Annotated in this window: 18 protein-coding genes; 15 read left to right on the forward strand and 3 right to left on the reverse strand. The window is 69.5% G+C overall.

The features are described from left to right. The first annotated feature begins 65 nt into the window (after positions 1–65). From uraH to ACHAA4_RS10515, 7 genes are all read left to right on the forward strand, one after another. A complete protein-coding gene (gene uraH / locus ACHAA4_RS10485) occupies positions 66–392 on the forward strand; it encodes a hydroxyisourate hydrolase (protein WP_435774119.1) in 327 nt (108 codons plus the stop codon). Between the two features lie 75 nt (positions 393–467). Further along, the gene (gene pucL / locus ACHAA4_RS10490) at positions 468–1,406 is read left to right on the forward strand and encodes a factor-independent urate hydroxylase (RefSeq protein ID WP_435774120.1); all 939 of its coding nucleotides are present in this window, start codon (positions 468–470) and stop codon (positions 1,404–1,406) included. Positions 1,407–1,562: 156 nt separating this feature from the next. Next, positions 1,563–3,044: a uracil-xanthine permease family protein gene (locus tag ACHAA4_RS10495; RefSeq protein WP_435774121.1), complete on the forward strand. Its 1,482-nt coding sequence runs from the start codon at positions 1,563–1,565 to the stop codon at positions 3,042–3,044. Beyond that, positions 3,041–4,474 carry an allantoinase AllB gene (gene allB / locus ACHAA4_RS10500; RefSeq protein ID WP_435774122.1) on the forward strand — a complete coding sequence of 478 codons (1,434 nt, stop codon included), beginning with the start codon at positions 3,041–3,043 and terminating at the stop codon, positions 4,472–4,474. Before ACHAA4_RS10495 ends, allB begins: the two co-directional genes overlap by 4 nt. A gap of 5 nt (positions 4,475–4,479) precedes the next feature. Beyond that, positions 4,480–4,803, forward strand: a complete 324-nt coding sequence (locus tag ACHAA4_RS10505) for a helix-turn-helix domain-containing protein (RefSeq protein WP_435774123.1) — start codon at positions 4,480–4,482, stop codon at positions 4,801–4,803. Positions 4,804–4,846: 43 nt separating this feature from the next. Next, on the forward strand, positions 4,847–5,470 hold the full coding sequence (locus tag ACHAA4_RS10510) for a nucleotidyltransferase family protein (protein WP_435774124.1): 624 nt from the start codon (positions 4,847–4,849) through the stop codon (positions 5,468–5,470). Continuing rightward, the gene (locus ACHAA4_RS10515) at positions 5,467–6,873 is read left to right on the forward strand and encodes an NtaA/DmoA family FMN-dependent monooxygenase (protein WP_435774125.1); all 1,407 of its coding nucleotides are present in this window, start codon (positions 5,467–5,469) and stop codon (positions 6,871–6,873) included. Before ACHAA4_RS10510 ends, ACHAA4_RS10515 begins: the two co-directional genes overlap by 4 nt. A 2-nt stretch (positions 6,874–6,875) precedes the next feature. Here ACHAA4_RS10515 and ACHAA4_RS10520 read toward each other — a convergent pair whose 3' ends face one another. Further along, on the reverse strand, positions 6,876–10,874 hold the full coding sequence (locus ACHAA4_RS10520; RefSeq protein ID WP_435774126.1) for a molybdopterin-dependent oxidoreductase: 3,999 nt from the start codon (positions 10,872–10,874) through the stop codon (positions 6,876–6,878). Positions 10,875–10,877: 3 nt separating this feature from the next. After that, on the reverse strand, positions 10,878–11,912 hold the full coding sequence (locus ACHAA4_RS10525) for an XdhC family protein (RefSeq protein WP_435774127.1): 1,035 nt from the start codon (positions 11,910–11,912) through the stop codon (positions 10,878–10,880). 178 nt (positions 11,913–12,090) lie between these two features. Between ACHAA4_RS10525 and ACHAA4_RS10530 the strand changes: the two genes are divergently transcribed. From ACHAA4_RS10530 to ACHAA4_RS10565, 8 genes are all read left to right on the forward strand, one after another. Continuing rightward, positions 12,091–13,500 (forward strand): amidohydrolase family protein, encoded by a 1,410-nt coding sequence (locus ACHAA4_RS10530; RefSeq protein WP_435774128.1) that lies wholly within the window; start codon positions 12,091–12,093, stop codon positions 13,498–13,500. A 60-nt stretch (positions 13,501–13,560) separates the two neighbouring features. Next, positions 13,561–14,628, forward strand: coding sequence for an ABC transporter substrate-binding protein (locus ACHAA4_RS10535; RefSeq protein WP_435774129.1), 1,068 nt, complete (start codon positions 13,561–13,563; stop codon positions 14,626–14,628). 9 nt (positions 14,629–14,637) lie between these two features. Further along, positions 14,638–15,516: an ABC transporter ATP-binding protein gene (locus ACHAA4_RS10540; RefSeq protein ID WP_435774130.1), complete on the forward strand. Its 879-nt coding sequence runs from the start codon at positions 14,638–14,640 to the stop codon at positions 15,514–15,516. Further along, positions 15,513–16,298: an ABC transporter permease gene (locus ACHAA4_RS10545; protein WP_435774131.1), complete on the forward strand. Its 786-nt coding sequence runs from the start codon at positions 15,513–15,515 to the stop codon at positions 16,296–16,298. The genes ACHAA4_RS10540 and ACHAA4_RS10545 overlap by 4 nt, the downstream gene beginning before the upstream one ends. After that, positions 16,298–17,134: an ABC transporter permease gene (locus ACHAA4_RS10550; RefSeq protein ID WP_435774132.1), complete on the forward strand. Its 837-nt coding sequence runs from the start codon at positions 16,298–16,300 to the stop codon at positions 17,132–17,134. Before ACHAA4_RS10545 ends, ACHAA4_RS10550 begins: the two co-directional genes overlap by 1 nt. Position 17,135: 1 nt before the next feature. Continuing rightward, complete coding sequence (gene add, locus ACHAA4_RS10555; RefSeq protein ID WP_435774133.1) at positions 17,136–18,212, forward strand: adenosine deaminase; 1,077 nt, start codon at positions 17,136–17,138, stop codon at positions 18,210–18,212. Positions 18,213–18,302: 90 nt separating this feature from the next. Then, on the forward strand, positions 18,303–19,697 hold the full coding sequence (locus tag ACHAA4_RS10560; protein ID WP_435774134.1) for an NtaA/DmoA family FMN-dependent monooxygenase: 1,395 nt from the start codon (positions 18,303–18,305) through the stop codon (positions 19,695–19,697). Beyond that, positions 19,694–20,236: a flavin reductase family protein gene (locus ACHAA4_RS10565; protein ID WP_435774135.1), complete on the forward strand. Its 543-nt coding sequence runs from the start codon at positions 19,694–19,696 to the stop codon at positions 20,234–20,236. The genes ACHAA4_RS10560 and ACHAA4_RS10565 overlap by 4 nt, the downstream gene beginning before the upstream one ends. A gap of 53 nt (positions 20,237–20,289) precedes the next feature. Here the strand turns inward: ACHAA4_RS10565 and ACHAA4_RS10570 are convergent, their stop codons facing one another. Beyond that, positions 20,290–21,147, reverse strand: coding sequence for an SGNH/GDSL hydrolase family protein (locus tag ACHAA4_RS10570; RefSeq protein ID WP_435774217.1), 858 nt, complete (start codon positions 21,145–21,147; stop codon positions 20,290–20,292). Positions 21,148–21,284: the final 137 nt, after the last annotated feature.

A 21,284-nucleotide genomic window follows, 5' to 3' on the forward strand; every position in this document is an offset into this window, starting at 1 on the left:
CCCCCCCATGCCGCCCCGCACCGGCAGCACCGCCCCGGCGCACAGAGATCACGACAGGAGCCCCGATGAGCCTCATCACCACCCACGTCCTGGACACCAGCACCGGAACCCCCGCCGCCGGCATCGAGGTCATCCTGCGCGGACCGGAGCAGCGCCAGATCGCGACCGGGATGACCGACGACGACGGGCGGGTCGGTGATCTCGGTCCCGAGTCGCTGGCCCCCGGGATCTATGAGCTGATCTTCGCGACCGGGGAGCACTTCGACGCCCGCGGGCTCGAGCACTTCTTCCCCCAGGTGACGCTGGCGTTCACCGTGGAGGCCTCCGCCGCGCACTATCACGTGCCGCTGCTGCTGAGTCCCTTCGGCTACACCACCTACCGGGGCAGCTGAGCGGGCCGCCCGGCCGCCGTCCCGCATCTTCCCGCCCAGCCCCAGCCCGCGCCTCGCCAGAAACAGGAGCACCCTATGAGCAGTTCCGACATCGTCCTCGGTCCGAATCAGTACGGCAAAGCAGAGGTCCGGGTGGTCCGGGTCAACCGGGAGACCCCGGTCCACGAGCTCATGGACCTCAACGTCAGCTCGATGCTGCGCGGGGACTTCACCGACTGCTACACCACCGGGGACAACGCCAAGGTCATCGCCACCGATACCCAGAAGAACACCGTCTACGCCTTCGCCAAGGAACACGGAATCTCCACTCCGGAGGAGTTCCTGCTGCTCCTGGGCCGGCACTTCAGCGCGCAGGACGAGGTCAGCGGAGGCCGCTGGACCGCGGAGTCCTACCCCTGGGAGCGGATCCAGGTGCCCGGAACCGACGGCGCGCTGGTCGACCACGAGCACTCCTTCGTGAAGTCCAAGCAGGAGATCAGGACCGCCGCGCTCACGATCCACGACGGGGCCGAGCACCTTTTGGGCGGCTTCAGCGATCTCACAGTGCTCAAGACCACCGGCAGCGAGTTCTCCGGATTCCCCAGAGACCGATACACCACCCTGCCCGAGACCCGGGACCGGGTCATGGCCACCGACATCACGGCCCGCTGGCTCTTCACCGGAGATGCAGGGCCAGCCAAGGACACTCCGGCCGTCGATTTCGACGCGATCTACACGACGGTCAAGCAGGTCGTGCTGGAGCAGTTCGCCCTGGTCCACTCGCTGTCCCTGCAGCAGACCCTCTACGCCGCCGGGGAGACCGTACTGGGAGCGGTGCCTGAGATCGAAGACATCCGCTTCGTGATGCCCAATAATCATCACTATGTGGTGGACCTGAGCCCCTTCGGCCTGGAGAACCCCAATGAGGTCTTCCAGGCCGGAGATCGGCCCTACGGTCTGATGAACGCCTCGGTCACACGTCGTGACGCCCCCGCCCGCCCGCATGCCTGGGAGTGGCTGGGCGGCTTCTGCTGACCACTCCCGCGAGCACGAAGAAACAGGTGTTCCGCAGTTATTGAAACGCGGAACGCATGTTTCTTATAGCGGTAATCGCTCGGAAACACAGCCCTAACAACGGACTCCTACCGTAGAAGCAACCAGCCGGTTTCACCGTGACAGGAAGTTGCTCCCATGAGTGCCGAGACCACCGCAGCCCGCACCCGCTCTGAGGTGTCGACCTCCCCGGGTGAGCCTGAATCCCCGGGCGTGGAGGCTGACGCCGTCGATCCGGTGAACCAGATGCCGCCGCTGCACCGGGCGTTCCCGCTCGCGATCCAGCACCTCCTGGCGATGTTCGTCGGCAACGCCGCTCCGCCGCTGATCGTGGCGACCGCCATCGGCATGGCGGCGGGGGAGACCACTCTGATGGTGCAGCTGGCGATGATCGTCTCCGGTGTCACCACCCTGCTGCAGACCCTCGGCGTCGGGCCGATCGGGTCCCGCCTGCCGGTGATGCAGGGAACCAGCTTCGCGTTCCTGGCCGTGGCCATCCCGATCGCCCAGGAGTTCGGCATCGCCGCAGTCTTCGGCGGAGCCTTCGTGGCCGGGTTCGTCCAGGTCCTCTTCGGCGGGGCGCTGCACTGGATCTCCCGGCTCTTCCCGCCGCTGGTCTGCGGCGTGATCATCCTGATCATCGGGATCAAGCTCATGCCCACCGCGATCGACTACGCGGCCGGCGGCGCGCCCGCCGAGGCCGCCGGGAACTACGGGGCGCTGTTCCACTTCGCCATCGCCGCGCTGGTGGTCGCGGTGACCGTGCTGAGCAACCAGCTCGGCCGCGGGCTGCTGTCGGTCGCCTCTGTGCTGATCGGACTGCTGGTCGGCTACGCCGTGGCCGCCGCCTTCGGGATGGTCAGCATGGAAGCGGTGGCGGAGGCCGACTGGGTCTTCGCCCCGATGCCGCTGCACTTCGGCATGGACTTCACCAGTGCCGCGATCATCGCCATCACCATCATCGCCGTGGCCTCCTCGGTGGAGTCCATCGGAGACCTCACCGCCGTCTCGCGCACCGCGATCGGCAGGACGCCGACCTCCCGCCAGCTCAGCGGCGGCGTCATGGCCGACGGCATCGGCACCTCGCTCGGTGCGCTGTTCGGAGCCATGCCCAACACCACGTTCAGCCAGAACACCGGCGTCGTCGTCCTCAGCGGCGTGGTCAGCCGCTTCGTCGTCGCCCTCGCCGGCGGGATCCTGCTTCTGGCCGGATTCGTGCCGAAGTTCGCCGCCTTCTTCAGCACCATCCCCTACGCCGTGCTCGGCGGCGCGGTGCTGGTGATGTTCTCGATGGTCGCCGCCGCAGGAATCCAGGTGATCGGCAGCGAGGTGCTCAACCGTCGCGCGCTGCTCATCGTCGCGGTCTCCCTCGGACTGGGCATCGGCTTCTCCTTCGCTCCTGAGGAGGTCACCGCCGCCTTCCCCGCCGACATCGCGCTGCTGCTCACCTCCGGGATCGTGCCCGCGATGCTGATAGCCGTGGTGATGAACGCGGTGCTGCCCGCTCAGCCCACGCCCGACCGCCGGCCCGCCACCCTCGGAACTGCACCCGCCGCCGGGACTCCGGTCCCAGCCCCCGGGACTCAGGCCCCCGCCGCCGATGCGGAGGCCGGTCGATGATGCTGCGTCACCTCATCGCCGAGCAGGTCCTGCTCGAGGGTGAGTTCACCCCGGCCCACCTCGAGATCCTCGAGGGCGAGATCGTCCGCATCCACCGGCTCAGCGCCGGCGAGGGGCGACGTCGCGCCGAGATCGTCAAGGCCAGCGACGTCGGCGCCGGCGCGGGCATGACCGTGATCAACCCTCGGCACCAGGTCCTCCCCGGCAACGTCGACACCCACGTCCACATCAACGAACCGGGCCGGACCAGCTGGGAGGGCTTCGCCACCGGCACCATGGCCGCCGCGCTCGGTGGCGTCACCTCGGTGGTGGACATGCCGCTGAACTCCATACCGCCCACCGTGGACGTGGACTCGCTGCGGATCAAGCAGCAGGCCGCCACGGGGCAGACCTTCGTCGACGTCGGATTCTGGGGCGGCATCGTCCCGGGCAACACCGCTGCGCTGCGCCCGCTCTGGGACGCCGGGGTGTTCGGCTTCAAATGTTTCCTGCTGCCCTCCGGGGTGGAGGAGTTCCCGCCGGTCAACGGGGTCCAGCTGCGCGAGGCGATGGCGGAGGTCGCGAGCTTCGACGGACTGGTGATCGTCCACGCCGAGGACGCCGAGACCATCGAGCGGGCCACCGATCTGACCGGACGACGACGCCGGCTCAGCCACTACGCCGACTGGGCCGAGACTCGGCCGCATGACGCAGAGGTGGCGGCGATCAGCGACCTGATCGAAGCGGTGCGCGAGACCGGCTGCCGCACCCATATCCTGCATCTGGCGTCGGCCCGAGCCCTTGACATCATCGCCGATGCCCGCGCCGAGGGGCTCCCGCTGACCGTGGAGACCTGCCCGCACTACCTGTGCTTCGACGCCGACGCGATCCCGGACGGGGCCGCAGAGTTCAAGTGCTGCCCGCCGATCCGCGACCGCGGGAACCGTGAGGCCCTCTGGGACGGACTCCGCGAGGGCATCATCGACGCCGTGGTCAGCGACCACTCGCCCTCCACCGCAGAGGAGAAGCACCGTGGAGCCCCCGACCTGCAGCAGGCCTGGGGCGGAATCTCCGGACTGCAGGTGGGCTTCTCCGCCGTGGCCCATGAGGCCCGACTGCGCGGGATCGGGATCGAGACCGTCAGCACCTGGATGGCCGCCAACACCTCGCTGCTCGCCGGACTGCACCGCAAGGGAAGCATCGCGCTGGGCAAGGACGCCGACCTGGCCATCTATGACCCCAGACAGACCAACATGGTCTCTGCCGCCGGACTGGCGCACAAGAACCCCATCTCCGCCTACGACCACTACGAGATCACCGGCACCGTGGTCGGCGCGGTGCTGCGCGGCACCCCGCTGTACACCGCCCAGGACACCACCAGCGCGCTGGTCCCGGTGGGCGGGTTCCTGCAGGGACTGGGCAGCTCCGAGCTCAGTGTGCCGAGGCGCTGAGCCGGATGGATGAGCAGAAGGAGCAGACCGTGGACGACGGACGAGGCCCAGAGGCTCGCCCCCCAGAGACGGTGCACCCAGGAGCCCGCCGCGCTCCAGGAGTGCAGTCTGTGGACCGAGCGCTGGACATCCTCGAGGTGATCAACGCGCACGGGGGACAGCTGAGCCTCAGCGAGCTCGCCGAGGAGACCGGCCTGCCCGCCCCGACCGCGCATCGGCTGCTGCGCACGATGATCGCCAAGGGCTACGTCCGGCAGCTCGCGAACCGCAGCTACGGGCTCGGTGAGAAGCTGATCCTGCTCGGCCAGGCCGCCTCCGCGCGAGCCTGACCAGGACGGTGCTGCGATGCCTGACGCGACCAGGGGCCCTCATGTGACCGTGGGTCCGGACGTGACCGTGATCCTCGCCGCCGGTGCCGGCACCCGACTCGGCGGACAGGGCAAGGCGCTGCTCCGCGTGGGCGGCGAGACCCTGGCGGAGCGCGCCCTGCGCAGCGCACGGGCAGCTGAGACATCTCCGCTGCTGGTGCTCGGTCACCGAGCAGCCGAGGTGCGCGCCGCGCTGAGCCAGGAAGCCTCCTGGACGTCTGCGGAGATCGTGGACTGCTCCGACTGGGGACAGGGACTTGCGGCCTCCCTGCGGGCCGGTGTCCGCGCCGCCGCCGAACGCGGGGTCGGGCGCGTCGCCGTCGTCCTGGTAGACCAGCCCGGCATCAGCTCGACCGCCCTGCGCCGGGTGCTCCGCGCCCACACCCCCGGGCGCATCACCCGCGGCGTCGTCCGCGGCGCTGCGACCCACCCGGTGGTGTTCGACCTCGGCACGGCGCAGGAGGCCGCGACGCTCGCCGTCGGCGATGAAGGAGCCCGCACCTACCTGCGCGCGCACCCGGAGCTCATCGACGCGGTGGACATCAGCGACGTCGCGGAGCCCGCCGACATCGATACACCCGAGGACCTCTCCCGCTGGGAGCCCGACACGAGGAAAGAGACCAGATGACCAAGCAGATGCACTTCGGTGCCTTCGAGGTGTACGGACCCCAGGTGGGTGGGACGCTGAGCTGGCCGCACCCGCTCAGCGACCAGATCAACTTCGCTGACACCGAGCACTGGATCGACGTGGCCCGGATCCTCGAGGAGGGCGGATTCGACTTCCTGTTCTTCGCCGACGGCTACGGGTACCCCATGATCGGGGAGGACATCTCGGACGTGGCCGTGGAGCGAGGCATCAACTTCTCCGGCTACGACCCGGCGATGATCATCCCGATCCTCGCCCAGCACACCACGAGCCTCGGGTTCGTGGTCACCGCCAGCACCGGGATGGACCACCCGGTCCAGCTGGCCCGCCGGTTCGCCACTCTGGATCAGCTCACCGGGGGCCGGATCGGCTGGAACATCGTCACCGGCGCCTCGCAGAACGCCGTGGCCAAGCTGCTCGGGCACGCCGAGATGCTGCCACACGACACCCGCTACGCGATGGCGGCGGAGTACGTGGAGCTCGCGGCCAGATACTGGGAACAGGGCTGGGACGACGACGCCGTCCGCGCGGACAAGCTCACCGGCCAGTATCTGCGCCGCGAGGGGATCCACCGGGTGGACTACGCCGGGGAGCACTACCGCTCCTCCGGCTACTTCACCGCCCCGCCCACCCCACAACGGACCCCCGTGCTCTTCCAGGCGGGGACCTCACCCAAGGGCCGCGCCTTCGCCGCCGAGCACGCCGAATGTGTCTTCGTCCAGGCCACCACTCCCGCGCACACGGCAGGCAATATCGCCGACATTCGGGCCCAGGCTGCGCAGGCGGGCCGAGATCCGCAGGGGCTCAAGATCATGGCGGGACTCACGGTCTTCGTCGCTGCAGAAGAGTCAGCGGCCGTGCAGCTGCAGCAGGAGTTCCTCGTGATGCAGACCGATGAGATCGCGGCGACGCTCTACGCCGGGAACACCGGCATCGACCTGCTGGCCCTGGATCCCGACAGGACTCTGCACCAGGTGTTCGACGGCGACGCCGGACCGGCCGGACAGATGGGCGTCAGCAATATCGAACGCTTCCTCGGCGGCAACGGCGCCCCCGCCCCGACCGTCCGGGAGATCCTCGATGATCTGCGCGGACGCGGAACCCGCGGCTTCACCGCCGTCGGGACCGGGGAGCAGGTGGCGGACCAGCTGCAGGCGCTGGTCGAGCAGGCCGATCTGGACGGCTTCCTGATCGAACCGGTCTACGACCCCCGTGACCTGCGCGCCTTCTCCGAGCTGGTGATGCCGGTGCTGCGGCAGCGCGGGCTGCTGCCGAGGAAGGTCCAGGAGGTGACCCTGCGTGAACGGATCCGCGAGCAGCCCGGAGCCCGCCTGGGCGCGGACCACCCCATCCTGGGGGCTCGATCCGCGCCGCAGGTCGTCTAGCCTCAGGCCACCGGTTCGCGGGTCTGAGCGCCGCGCAGCGCGGCGGCGATGCGGTCCTTGCGGAACGGGGTGCGGGTCATCCGCAGCCCGGTGGCGTCCCGGATCGCGTTGCCCAGCGCCGGGGCCACCGGGTTGAACGGGGCCTCGGACATCGACTTCGCGCCCAGCGGGCCGACCGGATCGTGGGTCTTCGCGAAGTGCACCTCGGTGCGCGGCACGTCCGCCATCTGCGGCACGTGGTAGTTGCGCAGGATGTCGGTGGTGACCTGGCCGGCGTCGTCGATCTCGAGCTCCTCGAACATCGCCGCGCCCAGCGCCTGGGCGACTCCACCCTCGATCTGGCCGCGGCACTGGGCCTCGTTGAGCACCACCCCGGCGTCGGCGGCGTGGACCGACTGCAGGATGCACAGGGTTCCGCTGCGCCGGTCCACCGCGATCCGGAAGCCCTGGACGTTGAAGGAGACTGACCGCGGCGTCCCGGCCCAGGTGCCCTCCCCGGTCATCCCGACCGGGTCCGCCGCGGGGTCCGCGGAGAGCTTCTGCAGCAGGTCCTGCGCGGCGGCGTGGGCGGCCTTGACCCCCACCGTCATGCCGGTGGAGCCGAACGCGCCGGTGTCGAAGCGCACCGCGTCGGTGTCGGCCTGGATCAGCTGGATCTTCTCCGTGGTGGTGCCCAGCACCTCGGCCACCACCTGCCGGTGCACCGTGGAGGTGCCGTTGCCGAACTCCGCGGTCCCCACCTTCAGCAGATAGCGCCCCTGGCCCTGGGCGGTGACGGTGACGTGGGAGTGGTGCCCGTTGGGCGGGACGGTGTCGATCATCGCCACGGCGGTGCCGGCGCCCACCGCCCAGTCCCCGCGGGACGCGTCCTTCCGGGCAGATGCACCGCCGACGGACGCGCCGTGGCGCTCCTCGGTGAGCAGCCGCTCGCACTGGGCCCGCTCCGCGACGGTGAGCTCCCCAGTGCGCAGCTGGTCTCCGATGATCTGCAGGCACTGCTGCAGCCCGTCGACGTCGGCGGCCACGTCGTCGTGTTCGGCGCCGAAGAGGACCTCCCCGGGGGCGACGATGTTCGCGGACTTGAAGCGCAGCGGATCTTCACCGAGCCGGCGGGCCAGCTCGTCCATCGCGGAATCCACCGCGAAGGTGGTCTGGCTCAGCCCGTAGCCGCGGAACGCCCCGGCCGGGGGATTGTTCGTGTAGACGACCTCGGCGTGGACCTGCTTATGCGGGGCGGAGTAGAGCTGCATGGACTCGGTGATGCTGTGGAACATCACTCCCGGCCCGTGATTGCCATAGGCGCCGGTGTCGGAGAGCACCGTCAGCTCCAGCGCCTGCAGCCTGCCCTGCGCCGAGGCACCGACCGAGACCTCCAGCTGGAACGGATGCCGGGTGGTGGTCGCCGCCAGCGCTTCGGACCGGGTGAGCTCCAGCTGCACCGGGCGGGTGATGCCGCGCGCCTTCAGCGTGCGCAGGGCCAGCAGCACCAGGTCCTCGGTGAGCACCTCCTGCTTGGAGCCGAAGCCGCCGCCGACGCGGGGCGCGAACACCCGGACCGCCTCCGGTGCCAGCTCGAAGATCCGGCAGAGCGTGCGCCGGACCAGGAACGGCACCTGGGTGGAGGAGCGCACCGTGTAGCGGCCCAGCTCGTCGATCCAGCCCAGGGCGCCGTGGGTCTCCAGCGCCACATGGGAGGTCCGGTGGGTCTCGAAGCTTGCCGAGTAGGCGGCCCCGCCGGTGCCGGCTGCGCTGCTGCCGAGCACCGGACCCGCTGACTCCGCAGACTCGTGGGTCTCGGTCAGTCGGGCGAGCTCCTGGGCGGCCTGGCCCTGTGAGCTGGATGCCATGGCGATGAGGTTCTTCTGCGGGAACAGGATCCGGTGTGTCCTCGAGTCTTTGTCCCCGTGGATCGCGGGCGCGGAGTCCTGCTGGGCCTGGCGGGGGTCCAGCACCGCAGGGAGCAGCTCATAGTCGACGTGGACCAGAGTGACCGCGCGCTCGGCCTGCCGACGAGACTCCGCGACGACGACGGCGACCCGCTGTCCCACGTGCCGGACCACGTCATCGAGGACCCGGGTGTCCGCGGGGTCATCTTCGACGAGTTCATGCTGTGCGGAGGAGTAGTGCTCGGCGGGTGCGTCCGCATGGGTCAGCACGGCGAGGACCCCGGGGGAGGCGAGCGCCGCGGCGGCGTCGATGCTGCGGATCCACGCGTGGGCATGCGGGGCGCGGATCACCACCAGGTGCAGCGGGGGTTCCTCGGGGCGTTCGCCGGCCTCATCGAAGGTATAGGCCGCGGTCCCGGTGACCACGGCGGGTCCGGCGGGAGGCATCGGGCTCTTCCCCGGGCCGGACTCGGCGCTGACCCGCGAGGTCTGGGTGAGTGCGTCCTTGATCGAGCAGTAGCCGCTGCAGCGGCAGAGGTTCCCCTTGAATCGGCGCAGCGTGTCCGGGTCCTCCGGGTCGGTGTCGGTCCCGGGCTTCGGGGAGTAGGGGCCCGGCGCCGTCGCGGTCATCAGGAACCCAGGCGTGCAGTAGCCACACTGGAATCCGTGGGCATCGAGGAAGTCCCGCTGGGTGGGATGCAGGGCGGCCTTCAGCGCGTCGGGGTCCTCGACGTCTCGGGTCCGCTGTGATCCCGCCGGTGTGCCCCGGCCCTGGTCGGCCTTGACGCGTGCTGTCGCCTCAGGACTCAGCCCCTGTACGGTCGTGACCTCTGCTCCGGCGACACGTTCTGCCGGGACGATGCAGCTGTGCACCGCAGTGGGAGTCTCGCCGGGCTGCCCCAGGTGCACCGTGCAGGCGCCGCAGTCTCCCGCATCGCAGCCGCGCTTGACCCCTGCCGAGCCCGAGTCGCGGAGGAAGGTGCGCAGGCACTGGCCCGGAGCCGCGTCGAGGGTGAGCGGCTTCCCGTCCACCGTGACCTGTGCCGGGGTCGCCGGTGCGGCAGCTGCCTCGGCGGTGTCGGTCGTGGGGGTTTTCGGAGTCGAGGTCGGCTCGGGCAGCGCCGCGGCGGAGGAATCGGTGAACCGGTCGGTGGGGGCTTCGCGGGGGACCGCCCAGAGCTCCTCGCGCAGTTCGGACGCCAGCCGGATGGTGGACTCGATCCGCCACCCACGATCGCCGTGGACGTCGTCGTTCCACAGCGACTCGTCGATCTGCGTGCGGATCACCTCGGCCACATCATCGGTGGGGCGCAGGTGCAGGATCACCGGGCGCACCGTGCTGGCGGTGACGGTCAGCCGCATCGCCTCCGGACCCGAAGCGTCGGGAAGGGAGGTCTCAGGAGCTCCTGCGGAGACCGGGGAGGCCAGCAGCAGCGTGGCGGAACGCCCGTAGCGGGTGAGGGATTCGCGCACCATCAGGGTGGGTCGGGCCAGAGTGCTCGCCGGGACGAAGAACGCCCGGATCAGCTCGCCCGGTGCGAGCCAGGTGTGCCCGGTCTTGTGCAGCAGGTCGGAGACCAGGGCGGTGCGCCGGGTGCCGCCGGGGCACAGGATGAGCGCAGTGGCCTCCATCGCGCTGAGCCAGGAGGTCATCGGACCCGCCGGCAGGGCGGTGACCACGTTGCCGCCCACCGTGGAGGTGTTCCAGACCTTCCAGGACGCGACGAAGCACTCGGCGGCCGGGGCCATCAGCTGGATCCCCGGCAGATCCGCGAGCTGAACCGGTCCGACGGAGCTGGAGGGATGTGCTGCCAGCTCGGCCGCTGTGGCATGGAACTGCATGATCGTGCAGGTCGCGGCGATCTCCAGCCCGGTCCACCCTGCAGCTCCCGCCACAGCTCCGGCCCCGGCTTCCGCCGCCACCGTCGCACCGTCATGCCAGGTCAGCGGGGTCCAGCCGGCCGTGGTGATGTCCAGGAGTCGGCGCGGGGCCGGGTTGGTGAAGTCATAGCCGTAGGAGTAGAGCACGGTGCCCCCGGCCAGCCAGGAGTCGCCGGGCGCGAAGGCGTCCGGGTCCGTGGTGTGCAGGGTCTGGTCAACGCTGGTGATGTCCACGCTTCACACTGCCATTTCATCGAGGAGGCTCGCGGTGCGCTGCCGTGAGATGTTGATCGGCCCGCTGCACCGGGTCAGGGGTGCCCCACTGGCGGGCGCATTCTTCGCCGCGATGAGCTGGGCCATCATCGAGACTGCCGCTTCAGCGGGGGTCTGCGCGCCGAGGTCCAGGCCCAGCGGTGAGACCACCCGGTCACGGGCGGACTGGCCGTGGCCCAGCTCGGCCAGTGCGGCGTCCCGGCGTGCGGCTGAGCTGCGGGAGCCCATGGCGCCGATGAAGCAGCGGGCGCCGTCGTCGTCGGACCCGGGGCCCTCCCAGCGCAGTGCGGTGTCCAGCACCGCCACGTCGAGATCGGGGTGGTGGGTCATCACGCAGATAGCAGTCCAGGACTGCGGGTCCTGGTCCTGGCTGAGCAGCTCAGTGATCACGGTGGCCGGGTGGCCCAGGTGCAGCTGCACCCCGGCGGGCACGCGTTCGGGGGTGGCGAAGGCGGGTCGGATGTCGACCAGCTCCACACGCCAGCCGGCCTGGACGCCGAACTGGGCCAGGTGGAAGGAGAAGTCGTGGACGCCGCTGAGGATCAGACGCGGGGCACCCGCACGCCGCTCCGCCACGGTGAGGCGCTCCCCGTCCTGCCCCTGGAGCTCGCGGGTGAGCGTCGCGGCGGTGCGTGGATCCTGCCGGGCCAGCTCCCGCAGCGCTGCGAGATCTGCGGTGACCAACGGCTGGATCACCACCTCGATCTCCCCGCCGCAGGTCAGTGCGACGCCGAGGCCCGCCGCCCCGAACGGGGTGCCGTCGGGCCCGTAGGACTCGCGCCGAACCCCGCCCGCGGCGATCGCGTCCTGGGCCGAAGCCGCCACCGCTGACTCCATACAGCCGCCGGAGAGCGACCCGATGATGCGCAGATCAGTCGAGACCGCCATGGACGTTCCGACCGGGCTCGGGGAGGAGCCGCGGACCGAAACGATCGTTGCCACGGCCCAGTTCTCGGGATCCTCGAAGCAGTCCAGATAGGAGCTGATGCGATCAAGCACGGGGTCTCCTCCTCCAACGATCGACATGCGGGAACCTGCAGGGAATCGGCCTCCAGCATAGGCAGGTGCGGGTTACAGCACCGTTACGAGATCGGCATTTACATGCCCGTAACCGGGCAGGATGAAGGAAGAAACATCCGTTTCATAGGTTGGGGCCAATCTACTTTCAGGAGGACGGATGCCCCCCGCCCAGACGCACGTCGACACGCTGATCACCAACGCCTACATCGTGCTCGAGGCCTCCGGCGCAGGCGCCGACGCGCAGGAGCAGGCGCTGGCGGCAGGCCGCGAGATCGACGGCGGCTGGATCGCGCTGGACGCCGGCCGGGTCATGAGCGCCGGACCCTCCACGCAGCCGGCGCCAGCGGCGCGGCGGGTCATCGACGCGGGAGGCCGGCTCGTGACACCGGGTCTGGTGAACACCCATCATCACATGTACCAGAACCTGACCCGGGCCTTCGCCCCGGCGATCAACGGCACCCTCTTCCAGTGGCTGACCACGCTCTACCCGCGCTGGGCGGCGCTGGATGAGGAGTCCACCTACCTCTCGACCTACGTGGCCTGCGCGGAGCTGCTGATCAGCGGCTGCACCACCTCCTCGGATCACATGTACGTCCACCCGAAGCCGAACCTGATCGACGCCCAGATCAAAGCGACCACCGAGATCGGGTTCCGCTTCATGGCCAACCGCGGCTCGATGACCCGCTCCGTCGAGGACGGCGGCCTTCCACCCGCGTCCGTGGTCCAGGACGAGGACACCATCCTGAGCGACTCCGAACGGCTGATCTCCACCTTCCACGACCCTGCCCCCGGAGCGATGACCCGGGTGGCACTGGCGCCGTGTTCGATGTTCTCGGTCAGCGAGTCGATCATGCGGGCCACCGCCGAGCTCGCCGAGAAGCACGATGTGCGCCTGCACACCCACCTGGCGGAGGACAAGGACGAGGACACCTATGCGCTCGAGGTCTACGGCCGCCGCCCGGTGGAGTACTTCGAGGACGTCGGCTGGGCCACCCCGCGCTCCTGGGTGGCGCACTACGTCTACGGCAATGCGGAGGAGAACCAGAGACTTGCAGCGGCAGGGGTCAGTGCGACCCAGTGCCCCAGCTCCAACATGATCCTCGCCGGAGACACCGCGGACGCCCAGGCGCTGCGCTCCATGGGGATGCCGGTCGGCATCGGATGCGACGGCTCGGCCTCCTCGGACTCGGCCAACCTCTGGATGGAGACCCGCGGCGCGATGCTGCTCGCCCGCTACCGCGACGGGCCCTCCGCGATGTCCGCCCGCGAGGCGCTGTCCATGGCGACCAACGGATCCGCCGCCAACCTCGGCTGGGTGCAGGAGATCGGGCACCTGCACCCCGGCGCCTGCGCCGACCTGGTGATCTGGGAATCCTCGCCGCTGTCCCAGGCCGGGGCGCTCACCGACCCGGTGGAGGGCTGGCTGCGCTCAGGACCCGCCAGCGGCTGGTACGTCCTGGTCGCCGGGAACCCGCTCGTGGAATCCGGGGAGCTGAAGCTGCGTGAGCTCGACGACGTGCTTCCGCGCCACGCCGCCGCCGCCGCCGCGATGCAGGGCCTGAACTGACCACCCCGATCTTTCTGATCCCTCCACCCACCCATTGCACCCTTGATGAAGGAGACCCCCATGAAGAACCCCATCCACAGCCGCCGGCTCCAGCTGAGCGCCTTCTCCGCCGTCGGCCTGCTGGCCCTGACCTCCTGCGGAGGCGAGGACTCCGCCGCCGCCGAAGACAGTGAGGACGCGAACTACGGCGACATCAGCATCGCCCTGTCCTGGATCGAGAACGCCGAGTTCGCCGGGGAGTTCTTCGCCCAGGAGAACGGCTACTACGAGGAGGCCGGCTTCGAGACGGTCGAGTTCATCCCCGGACCCGGCCCGATCGAGAACATGGTCGCCTCCGGAGAGGCCACCTTCGGCACCTCCAATGCGGTGGCCACCGGCGAGATCATCGCCCAGGAGGACGCCCCGTTGAAGATCGTGGGCGCGAAGTACCAGCGCAACCCGTTCACCATCCTCTCGCTCGCCGACGAAGGCAACATCGCCACCCCGGAAGACCTCGAGGGGAAGACCATCGGTGTGCAGGCCGGCGGCAACGAGGCATTGTTCGAAGCGCTGCTCGAGGTCAACGACATCGACCCCGAATCGGTCGAGATGGTCCCGGTGGAGTACGACCCGGCGCCGTTGATCGACGGCGAGGTGGACGGGTTCTTCGCCTACGTGATCAACGAGTCCATCACGGTGGAGCAGATGGGCTACGAGATCACCGATCTGATGCTCAGCGAGAACGGGCTGCCGTTCGTGGCCGAGGCCTTCATCACCTCCGAGGAGATGATCGAGGAGGAGCCCGAGATGATCAAGTCCTTCCTCGAGGCCGAGCTGCAGGGCTGGCACGACGCGGTGAGCGACCCGGAGGAGGGCGCCCGCCTCGCCGTGGAGGAATACGGCGAGCACCTCGACCTCGACATGGAGAAGGAGCTGAGCCAGGCCGAGGTCCAGGTGGACCTGGTGCTCACCGACGAGGTCCGGGAGAACGGGCTGTTCACCATCTCCGAGGACCTCCAGGGCGAGAGCGTGGACAGCCTGGAGCGCGCCGGCGTCGACGTCACCGCCGAAGAGCTCTTCGACCTCTCCCTGCTCAACGAGCTGCTCGAAGAGAACCCCGAACTCGCCGAGATCCCCGACGGAGCGTGAGCTGAAGCCATGATGACTGCACCACAGCGGCAGGCATCCTCGGCCGGCGGCGCGCCCAGCGCCGAGAAGCCCGGTGCCGGAGCGGGAACCTCCCCGTCCGGCACCGGACTCCGGATCGAGGGACTGACCAAATCGTTCAAGCTCGGCGGCGGCGAGACGCTCACCGCACTCGAGGACGTCTCCCTGCACACCGACCGGGGCAGCTTCCTCTCGCTGCTGGGCCCATCCGGCTGCGGCAAGTCCACGGTGCTCCGGGTGCTGGCCGGACTGGAGGAGCCCACCCACGGGACCGCGCTGGTCGACGGCAAGACCCCGGCGCAGCTGCGCAGCGACAGCGAACTGGGCATCGCCTTCCAGGACGCGGCACTGCTGCCCTGGCGCAGCGTGGCCTCCAATATCCGGCTGCCCTTCGAAGTCTCCGGGCAGAAGCCCGACGACGCCCTGGTCTCCGAGCTGATCAACCTGGTCGGACTCAAGGGATTCGAGAAGGCCAAGCCGGGCCAGCTCTCCGGAGGCATGCGGCAGCGCGTCTCGATCGCCCGGGCGCTGGTCGTCCAGCCCTCGGTGCTGCTGCTCGACGAGCCCTTCGGCGCCCTGGACGACATGACCCGGCAGCGGCTGAACGATGAGCTGCTGCGCATCTGGACCGAGAAGCCGGCCACCACGCTGATGGTCACCCACGGCATCGCCGAGGCGATCTACCTCTCCGACAAGGTGGCCGTGATGAGCGCCCGCCCCGGACGCATCGCGGAAGTGATCGACGTGGACCTGCCCAGGCCGCGCACCCCCTCGATGATGCGCACGCCTGAGTTCCACGCCCTGCACGACCGGGCCTCCGAGCTGCTCTTCGGCTACGCGGAGACCGCGTCCGGGGGCCAGAGCGGATGAACACCGAGATCGACAGGGGCCGGGCCACGCTCTACAGCGTCGCCGGACTGGGCGCCGTGATCGTCCTGTGGTGGGTCGCGGCGCTGACCGTGCTCTCCGAGGCCCGCGTGCCCTCCCCGGCCGGAGTCGTCCAGGCGCTGATCCGCGACGGCTTCGGGTTCTACTGGGGACACTTCTCGGTGACCATCCACGAGGCGGCGATCGGCTTCTTCTGGGGCAACCTGATCGCGATCCTGCTCGCCTCCGTGGTGCTGGTCCTGCCCTGGACCGAACGGCTGGTCACCCAGATCGCGGTGATCAGCTACTGCATCCCGATCGTGGCGGTGGCGCCGGTGCTCTACATCGTGATCGGCGCCCCCTCGACCGGAGAGCCCTCCGGCACCGCGGTGGCGCTGGCAGTCCTCGCGGTCTTCTTCACCACCGTGGTGGGGACGCTGCTCGGGCTCAAATCAGCGGACCCGGCGAGCCTGGACGTGGTCACCGTGTACGGCGGCTCCCGGCTCACCCAGCTGCGCAAGGTGCGGCTGGTGGCCGCGCTGCCGGCGATCCTCAACGCGCTGCAGATCGCCGCACCGGCCGCGCTGCTCGGGGCCATCCTGGGCGAGTACGTCGGCGGAGTCCGTCAGGGCGTGGGCCTGGCGCTGATCATCGCCCAGCAGAACCTCGCCGTCGAACGCGCGTGGGCCATCGGCCTGCTCTGCGCGGCGGTGGCAGGAGGCGCCTACGCGATCTTCGGCCTGATCGGAAAAGTGGCAGCACCGTGGTCGAAGGGAACAGTCTGATGAGCGCAGCCCCCGTGGCGGAGATCTCTCGCGTGAACCGCGCCGGAACCTTCACCCGCACCGCCCTGACCACACTCGGCAACACCCTGATCATGCTCACCGTGATCCTGGTGCTGTGGGTCGGCCTGCTCCGCGTCTTCGACGTCTCGGACTTCGTCGGCAAGGGCCCGCTGGACGTCTATGAGCACCTCTTCCTCGAGGACGACGCCGCCGCGATCCGCGCAGAGATGTGGGGGCTCGCCGCGGTCACCGTCCGCGACGCCGCGATCGGCTTCACCGCCGGCATGATCGCCGCGGTGGTGATCGCCGTGGGCATCGTGATGAGCCGGGTGGTCGAGTCCGCGGTCATGCCCCTGGCGATGATCGTCCGCTCGGTGCCGCTGGTCGCCCTGGCCCCGCTGATCATCCTCGCCGTGGGCCGCGGCACCGCCGTGGTCGCCGCGATGGGCGGGATCGTGGTGCTCTTCCCGGCGCTGGTCACCATCGTCTTCGGCCTTCGTTCGGTCACCCCCCAGATCCGCGACGTCGTCACCGTCTACGGGGGCTCCACCTGGGACATCCTGCGCAAGGTCGCCGCGCCCTCCGCGCTGCCGGCGTTCTTCTCCGCCGTGCGCATCTCAGTGCCCGGCGCCTTCACCGGTGCGCTCCTGGCCCAGTGGCTGGCCACCGGAGAGGGCATCGGCTACGCCGTCGTCTCCGCCGTGAGCCGTTCGCAGAACACCCGGGTGTGGGCGCTGGTCGTGGTCATCACGCTGGTCTCGCTGCTGCTCTACATGGTGGCGCAGCTGGTGGAGAACCTGGTCCTGCAGCACTACGACATGGCCAAGGACGCCTGAGATGGTCACCTCTGGAATCCAGACCGAGTCGCAGCGTGCTGGGCTCGAGCACCTGGTGCGAACGCTCCCGAAGGTCAGCCTGCACTGCCACCTGCTGGGCAGCGTGCAGGCCAGCACCGTCGTGCAGCTGGCCCGCAGACACCGGGTCGACCTGGCTGGACACACCGCCGAGACGCTCTATGACCACGACAGCTACGAGGATCTCGGGGAGTTCCTCCGGGTGCTCGACGTGGTGGGCTCGCTCGTGCGCGATCTCGATGACCTGCACCGGATCACCTATGAATCACTGACCCTCGGCGGGGCGGCTCATCAGGTGCTGCATCGGGAGATCCAGATCAGCCCTCCGGGCCACCCCGGGGTTCCCTATCCGCGGCTGATCGAGGGCATTACTGCGGGCATGCGTGATGCACACACCGACACCGGGATCACCAGCAGCATCGTGGTGGGACTGTGCCGGGAGGACAGCGTGAGCCAGGCGATGGAGATCGTGGAGACGGTGATCGAGCACCGCACCGATGAGGTCGTCGGCATCGGATTGGACTACGCCGAGGTCAAGGGCGCGCCCGCGCAGTTCGCCCCGGCCTACGCCCGCGCCGGCGCGGCGGGCCTGCGCCGCACCGCGCACAGCGAGACCGGACCCCCGCGTCATATCGAGGTGCTCCTGGACGAGCTGGGCTGCGATCGGATCGACCACGGCTATCACGTGGTCGATGACCCGAGGATCACCCAGCGCTGCGTGCAGCAGGAGATTCCCTTCATCTGCACCCCGGTCAGCTCGGACATCGGACGCTATTCCGGCAGCGGAGACGGCAGCCATCGGCGGATCGCGCAGATGGTCGATGCGGGGCTCAAGGTCGCGATCGACTCTGATGACCCGCCGATGTTCGGCACCGACCCCACCCACGACTTCCGGGCGCTCGCTCGGGCCCTGGGCTACGGGCTCGAGGAGCTCGCCGGATTCACCCGCAACGCGGTGGACGCCTGCTGGCTGGACGCGAGCGACAAGGCGGCGCTGCGCCACCGGGTGGAACAGCAGATCACGGCGCTGGCCAGCGATGCGGCCGCGCCACACGACTGACGGTGCGTCGGCAGCAGTGGGTGCGGCGCGCAGAGGAACACCAGGAACTACTCGACAGAGAGGGATGATGTGCACACTTCAGGGGAGAACATGCCGACGGTGAAGAAGGAACTTGTGCTGGGCGCCTTCGAGGTGATGGCTCCGACCTTCCTGGCCAACTCGTGGAGACACCCGCTGGCCAGGCCGGAGGAGTTCGCGAGACTGAGCTTCTGGCAGGACCTGGCCCGCGAGCTCGATGCCGGGGGCTTCGACTTCCTCTTCTTCGCCGAGCACCTGGCCTATCCGATGGATGAGGGAGACAGGGTCCCCGAGGTCGTGGTGAAGGAGGCCGTGCAGTTCCCGGTCCACGACGCCCTGCTGGCGATCAGCGGACTGGCCGCGGTCACCGAGCGGCTCGGCTTCTTCGTCACCGCCTCCACCACGGCCGGTCAGCCGTATCTGAACGCCCGCAGCTTCGGCACCGTCGACCATCTCACCGCGGGACGCATCGGCTGGAACATCGTCACCAGCGATATGCAGACGGCACTGGTCCGGCTGCTCGGCCACGACACCGTCACCGCCCACGACAAGCGCTATGCCAAGGCCGATGAGTTCGTCCAGCTCTGCCTCCAGCAGTGGGAAGGCGGCTGGGGTGAGGACGCCCAGCCGATGGACAAGCAGTCCGGGGTGTTCAACGATCCGGAGAAGGTGCACTGGATCGATCACGACGGCGAGTTCTACAGCCTGCACGGATACTTCCCGATCGCGCCCTCCCCGCAGCGAACCCCGACGCTGTTCCAGGCAGGCGCCTCACCGCGCGGCAAGGACTTCGCCGCGAAGTACGCCGAGTGCATCTTCACCCAGGAACGAGACATCACGAAGACCGCGGCCCTGGTGAAGGACCTGCGGGCGCGCGCCGAGGCCCAGGGTCGGCCCGGGGACTCGATCAAGATCATCAATGGGATGTCCGCCATCGTCGGGGAGACCCACCAGGAGGCGGTCGCGCTGCGCCGAGAGCTGCTCGATGCGCCCAGCCGTGAGGCCATGGCCTCGCTGTTCATGGGCTGGAGCGGGGTCAACCTGATGAACTTCGACCCCGAGACCACCCTGGCCGATGTGCGCACCGAGATCGGCCAGAGCCTGCTCTCCCAGTACCAGGACGGCCGGACGGTCGGGGAGGTGATCGACGGGCTGCGCGAGACCATGGGCGGCTTCAAGGTCACCGGGACCGCCCAGGAGGTCGCCGACGAACTGGAGCACATCGCCGAAGAGACCGGGATCGACGGTTACCTCGTGGAGCACAGCTTCGGCGGCATCGAGAGCTACCGAGACTTCATCCACCAGGTGATGCCGAAGATGCGCGAGAAGGGCATCCTGCCGCAGACTCCGCGGCGTGGCAGTCTGCGCGAGATGCTCACCGGGGCCGAGACGTCACGCCTGGCGAGGGATCACCCGGGTGCGGCCTTCCGGCACGAACACCTGGCCGCCGGGACAGGGGCGGCATGATCGCGGGCTTCGGCACACTCACGGGCGCCGTCCCCGACGGCAGGTCGGCCGGGTCGGGCTTGGCCGCGGATCAGGCGCGCGAGGTCTTCGCCTCCTATCCCTCCGGGGTCGCGGCGTTGTGCGCCCAGACCGCGCAGGGGCCGGTGGGGTTCGTGGTGACCTCCTTCACCGCAGGGGTCTCCTACGACCCGCCGATGGTGGCCTTCTCGGCGCAGAACAGCTCACGGACCTGGCAGGCGCTGCGCGGCGCCCGGCGCATCGGGGTCTCCGTGCTCGGCGACGCGCAGCAGAAGGCCTGCCGGCAGCTCGCCTCCAGGACCGGTGACCGATTCGCGAACCTCCCGCATCACGTCACCGGTTCCGGTGCGGTCCTGCTGGAGGATTCGCCGCTGCGCATGGACTGCCAGGTGCTCAGCGAGACCCCTGCGGGGGATCATCAGGTGGTCCTGCTGCAGGTCCACGGGGCCCAGGTGCAGGAGCACCTCTCCCCGATGGTCTACCGCTCCCGCAGCTTCCACCACATCATCGCCGCCGGTTGACCCGGCCCGCTCGAGGTCAGGCCCGGCCGCCACTCGGATCCCGGTCGGGAGCCTCAGTCTTCCGCGGCGCCGCCGCCCGGGGGCATCGACCCGCCGAAGAGCGGCTCGAAGTTGGGTCGCTTCGCGTGGATCCCGTCCCCGGAGGACCGTCCGCGCAGCCGCCGTACCACCCAGGGGAAGAGGTGATGGCGGGCCCACACGGCGTCGTCCACGCGAGCCTCGCGCCAGGTGCGCACCGGCACCGGGCTCGGCTCGGACGGCGGCAGATCGTGCTTGACGTTCATCGTGTCCAGCACCATCCGGGCGATGGTGTGGTGGCCCAGGGCGGAGAAGTGCAGCCGATCCTCGTCCCACATCTCCGGGCGGGTCAGCTCCCGCAGAGACCACATGTCCGCGACCAGCGCGTCGTGCCGGGCCGCAATGGTGCGCACGTTCTCGTTGAAGATCGCCACCTTGCCGCGGATCGATCCGACCACCGGCGTCTCGCGGACGTCGGGGCCGTTGAACAGCACGATGGTCGCGCCGGTGGTGCTCAGGATCTGCACCATGGTGTCGAGGATCCGGGCGGTCTCGTCGGGATCCCCGCCGGGACGGATGACGTCGTTGCCGCCGGCGCACAGGGTGATCAGGTCCGGGCGCAGCTGCAGCGCGGGAGCGATCTGTTCGTCACGGATCTGGCCGATGAGCTTGCCGCGCACCGCCAGATTGGCATAGGAGAACTTCGGGGCGCCCTCCACCGCGGCGGCGCCGAGGGAGAGTTCCTCAGCCACTCGGTCAGCCCAGCCGCGGTGGTAGCCGGGCCGGGTCTCATCGGGATCCCCGATGCCCTCGGTGAAGGAGTCGCCCAGGGCGACATAGCGGGTCCACGGGTGCCGGGGGGTCAGCGGGTTCTCGCCCGCGTCGGCGGGCAGGTCAGGTGTCTCAAGCAGGTCATCAGTATCGTTCACCCATATATTCTCTCCGACGACCCGCTCGGGTTGCATCCCCCCTTGGGCTGATCCGTGACCGGCTGATTAGAGTGGAGCAGGCACCCCTCCCGTCACGCAAA

The sequence above is a fragment of the Nesterenkonia maliinae genome, from assembly GCF_051262655.1.
Taxonomy (GTDB): Bacteria; Actinomycetota; Actinomycetes; order Actinomycetales; family Micrococcaceae; genus Nesterenkonia.

Coding starts and splice junctions, on each gene's coding strand:
- add (WP_435774133.1), top strand. CDS start 17,136: ATGGTCACCTCTGGAATCCAGACCGAGTCGCAGCGTGCTGGGCTCGAG.
- allB (WP_435774122.1), top strand. CDS start 3,041: ATGATGCTGCGTCACCTCATCGCCGAGCAGGTCCTGCTCGAGGGTGAG.
- ACHAA4_RS10560 (WP_435774134.1), top strand. CDS start 18,303: ATGCCGACGGTGAAGAAGGAACTTGTGCTGGGCGCCTTCGAGGTGATG.
- ACHAA4_RS10565 (WP_435774135.1), top strand. CDS start 19,694: ATGATCGCGGGCTTCGGCACACTCACGGGCGCCGTCCCCGACGGCAGG.
- ACHAA4_RS10550 (WP_435774132.1), top strand. CDS start 16,298: ATGAGCGCAGCCCCCGTGGCGGAGATCTCTCGCGTGAACCGCGCCGGA.
- ACHAA4_RS10535 (WP_435774129.1), top strand. CDS start 13,561: ATGAAGAACCCCATCCACAGCCGCCGGCTCCAGCTGAGCGCCTTCTCC.
- ACHAA4_RS10545 (WP_435774131.1), top strand. CDS start 15,513: ATGAACACCGAGATCGACAGGGGCCGGGCCACGCTCTACAGCGTCGCC.
- pucL (WP_435774120.1), top strand. CDS start 468: ATGAGCAGTTCCGACATCGTCCTCGGTCCGAATCAGTACGGCAAAGCA.
- ACHAA4_RS10495 (WP_435774121.1), top strand. CDS start 1,563: ATGAGTGCCGAGACCACCGCAGCCCGCACCCGCTCTGAGGTGTCGACC.
- ACHAA4_RS10540 (WP_435774130.1), top strand. CDS start 14,638: ATGATGACTGCACCACAGCGGCAGGCATCCTCGGCCGGCGGCGCGCCC.
- ACHAA4_RS10530 (WP_435774128.1), top strand. CDS start 12,091: ATGCCCCCCGCCCAGACGCACGTCGACACGCTGATCACCAACGCCTAC.
- ACHAA4_RS10505 (WP_435774123.1), top strand. CDS start 4,480: ATGGATGAGCAGAAGGAGCAGACCGTGGACGACGGACGAGGCCCAGAG.
- ACHAA4_RS10515 (WP_435774125.1), top strand. CDS start 5,467: ATGACCAAGCAGATGCACTTCGGTGCCTTCGAGGTGTACGGACCCCAG.
- uraH (WP_435774119.1), top strand. CDS start 66: ATGAGCCTCATCACCACCCACGTCCTGGACACCAGCACCGGAACCCCC.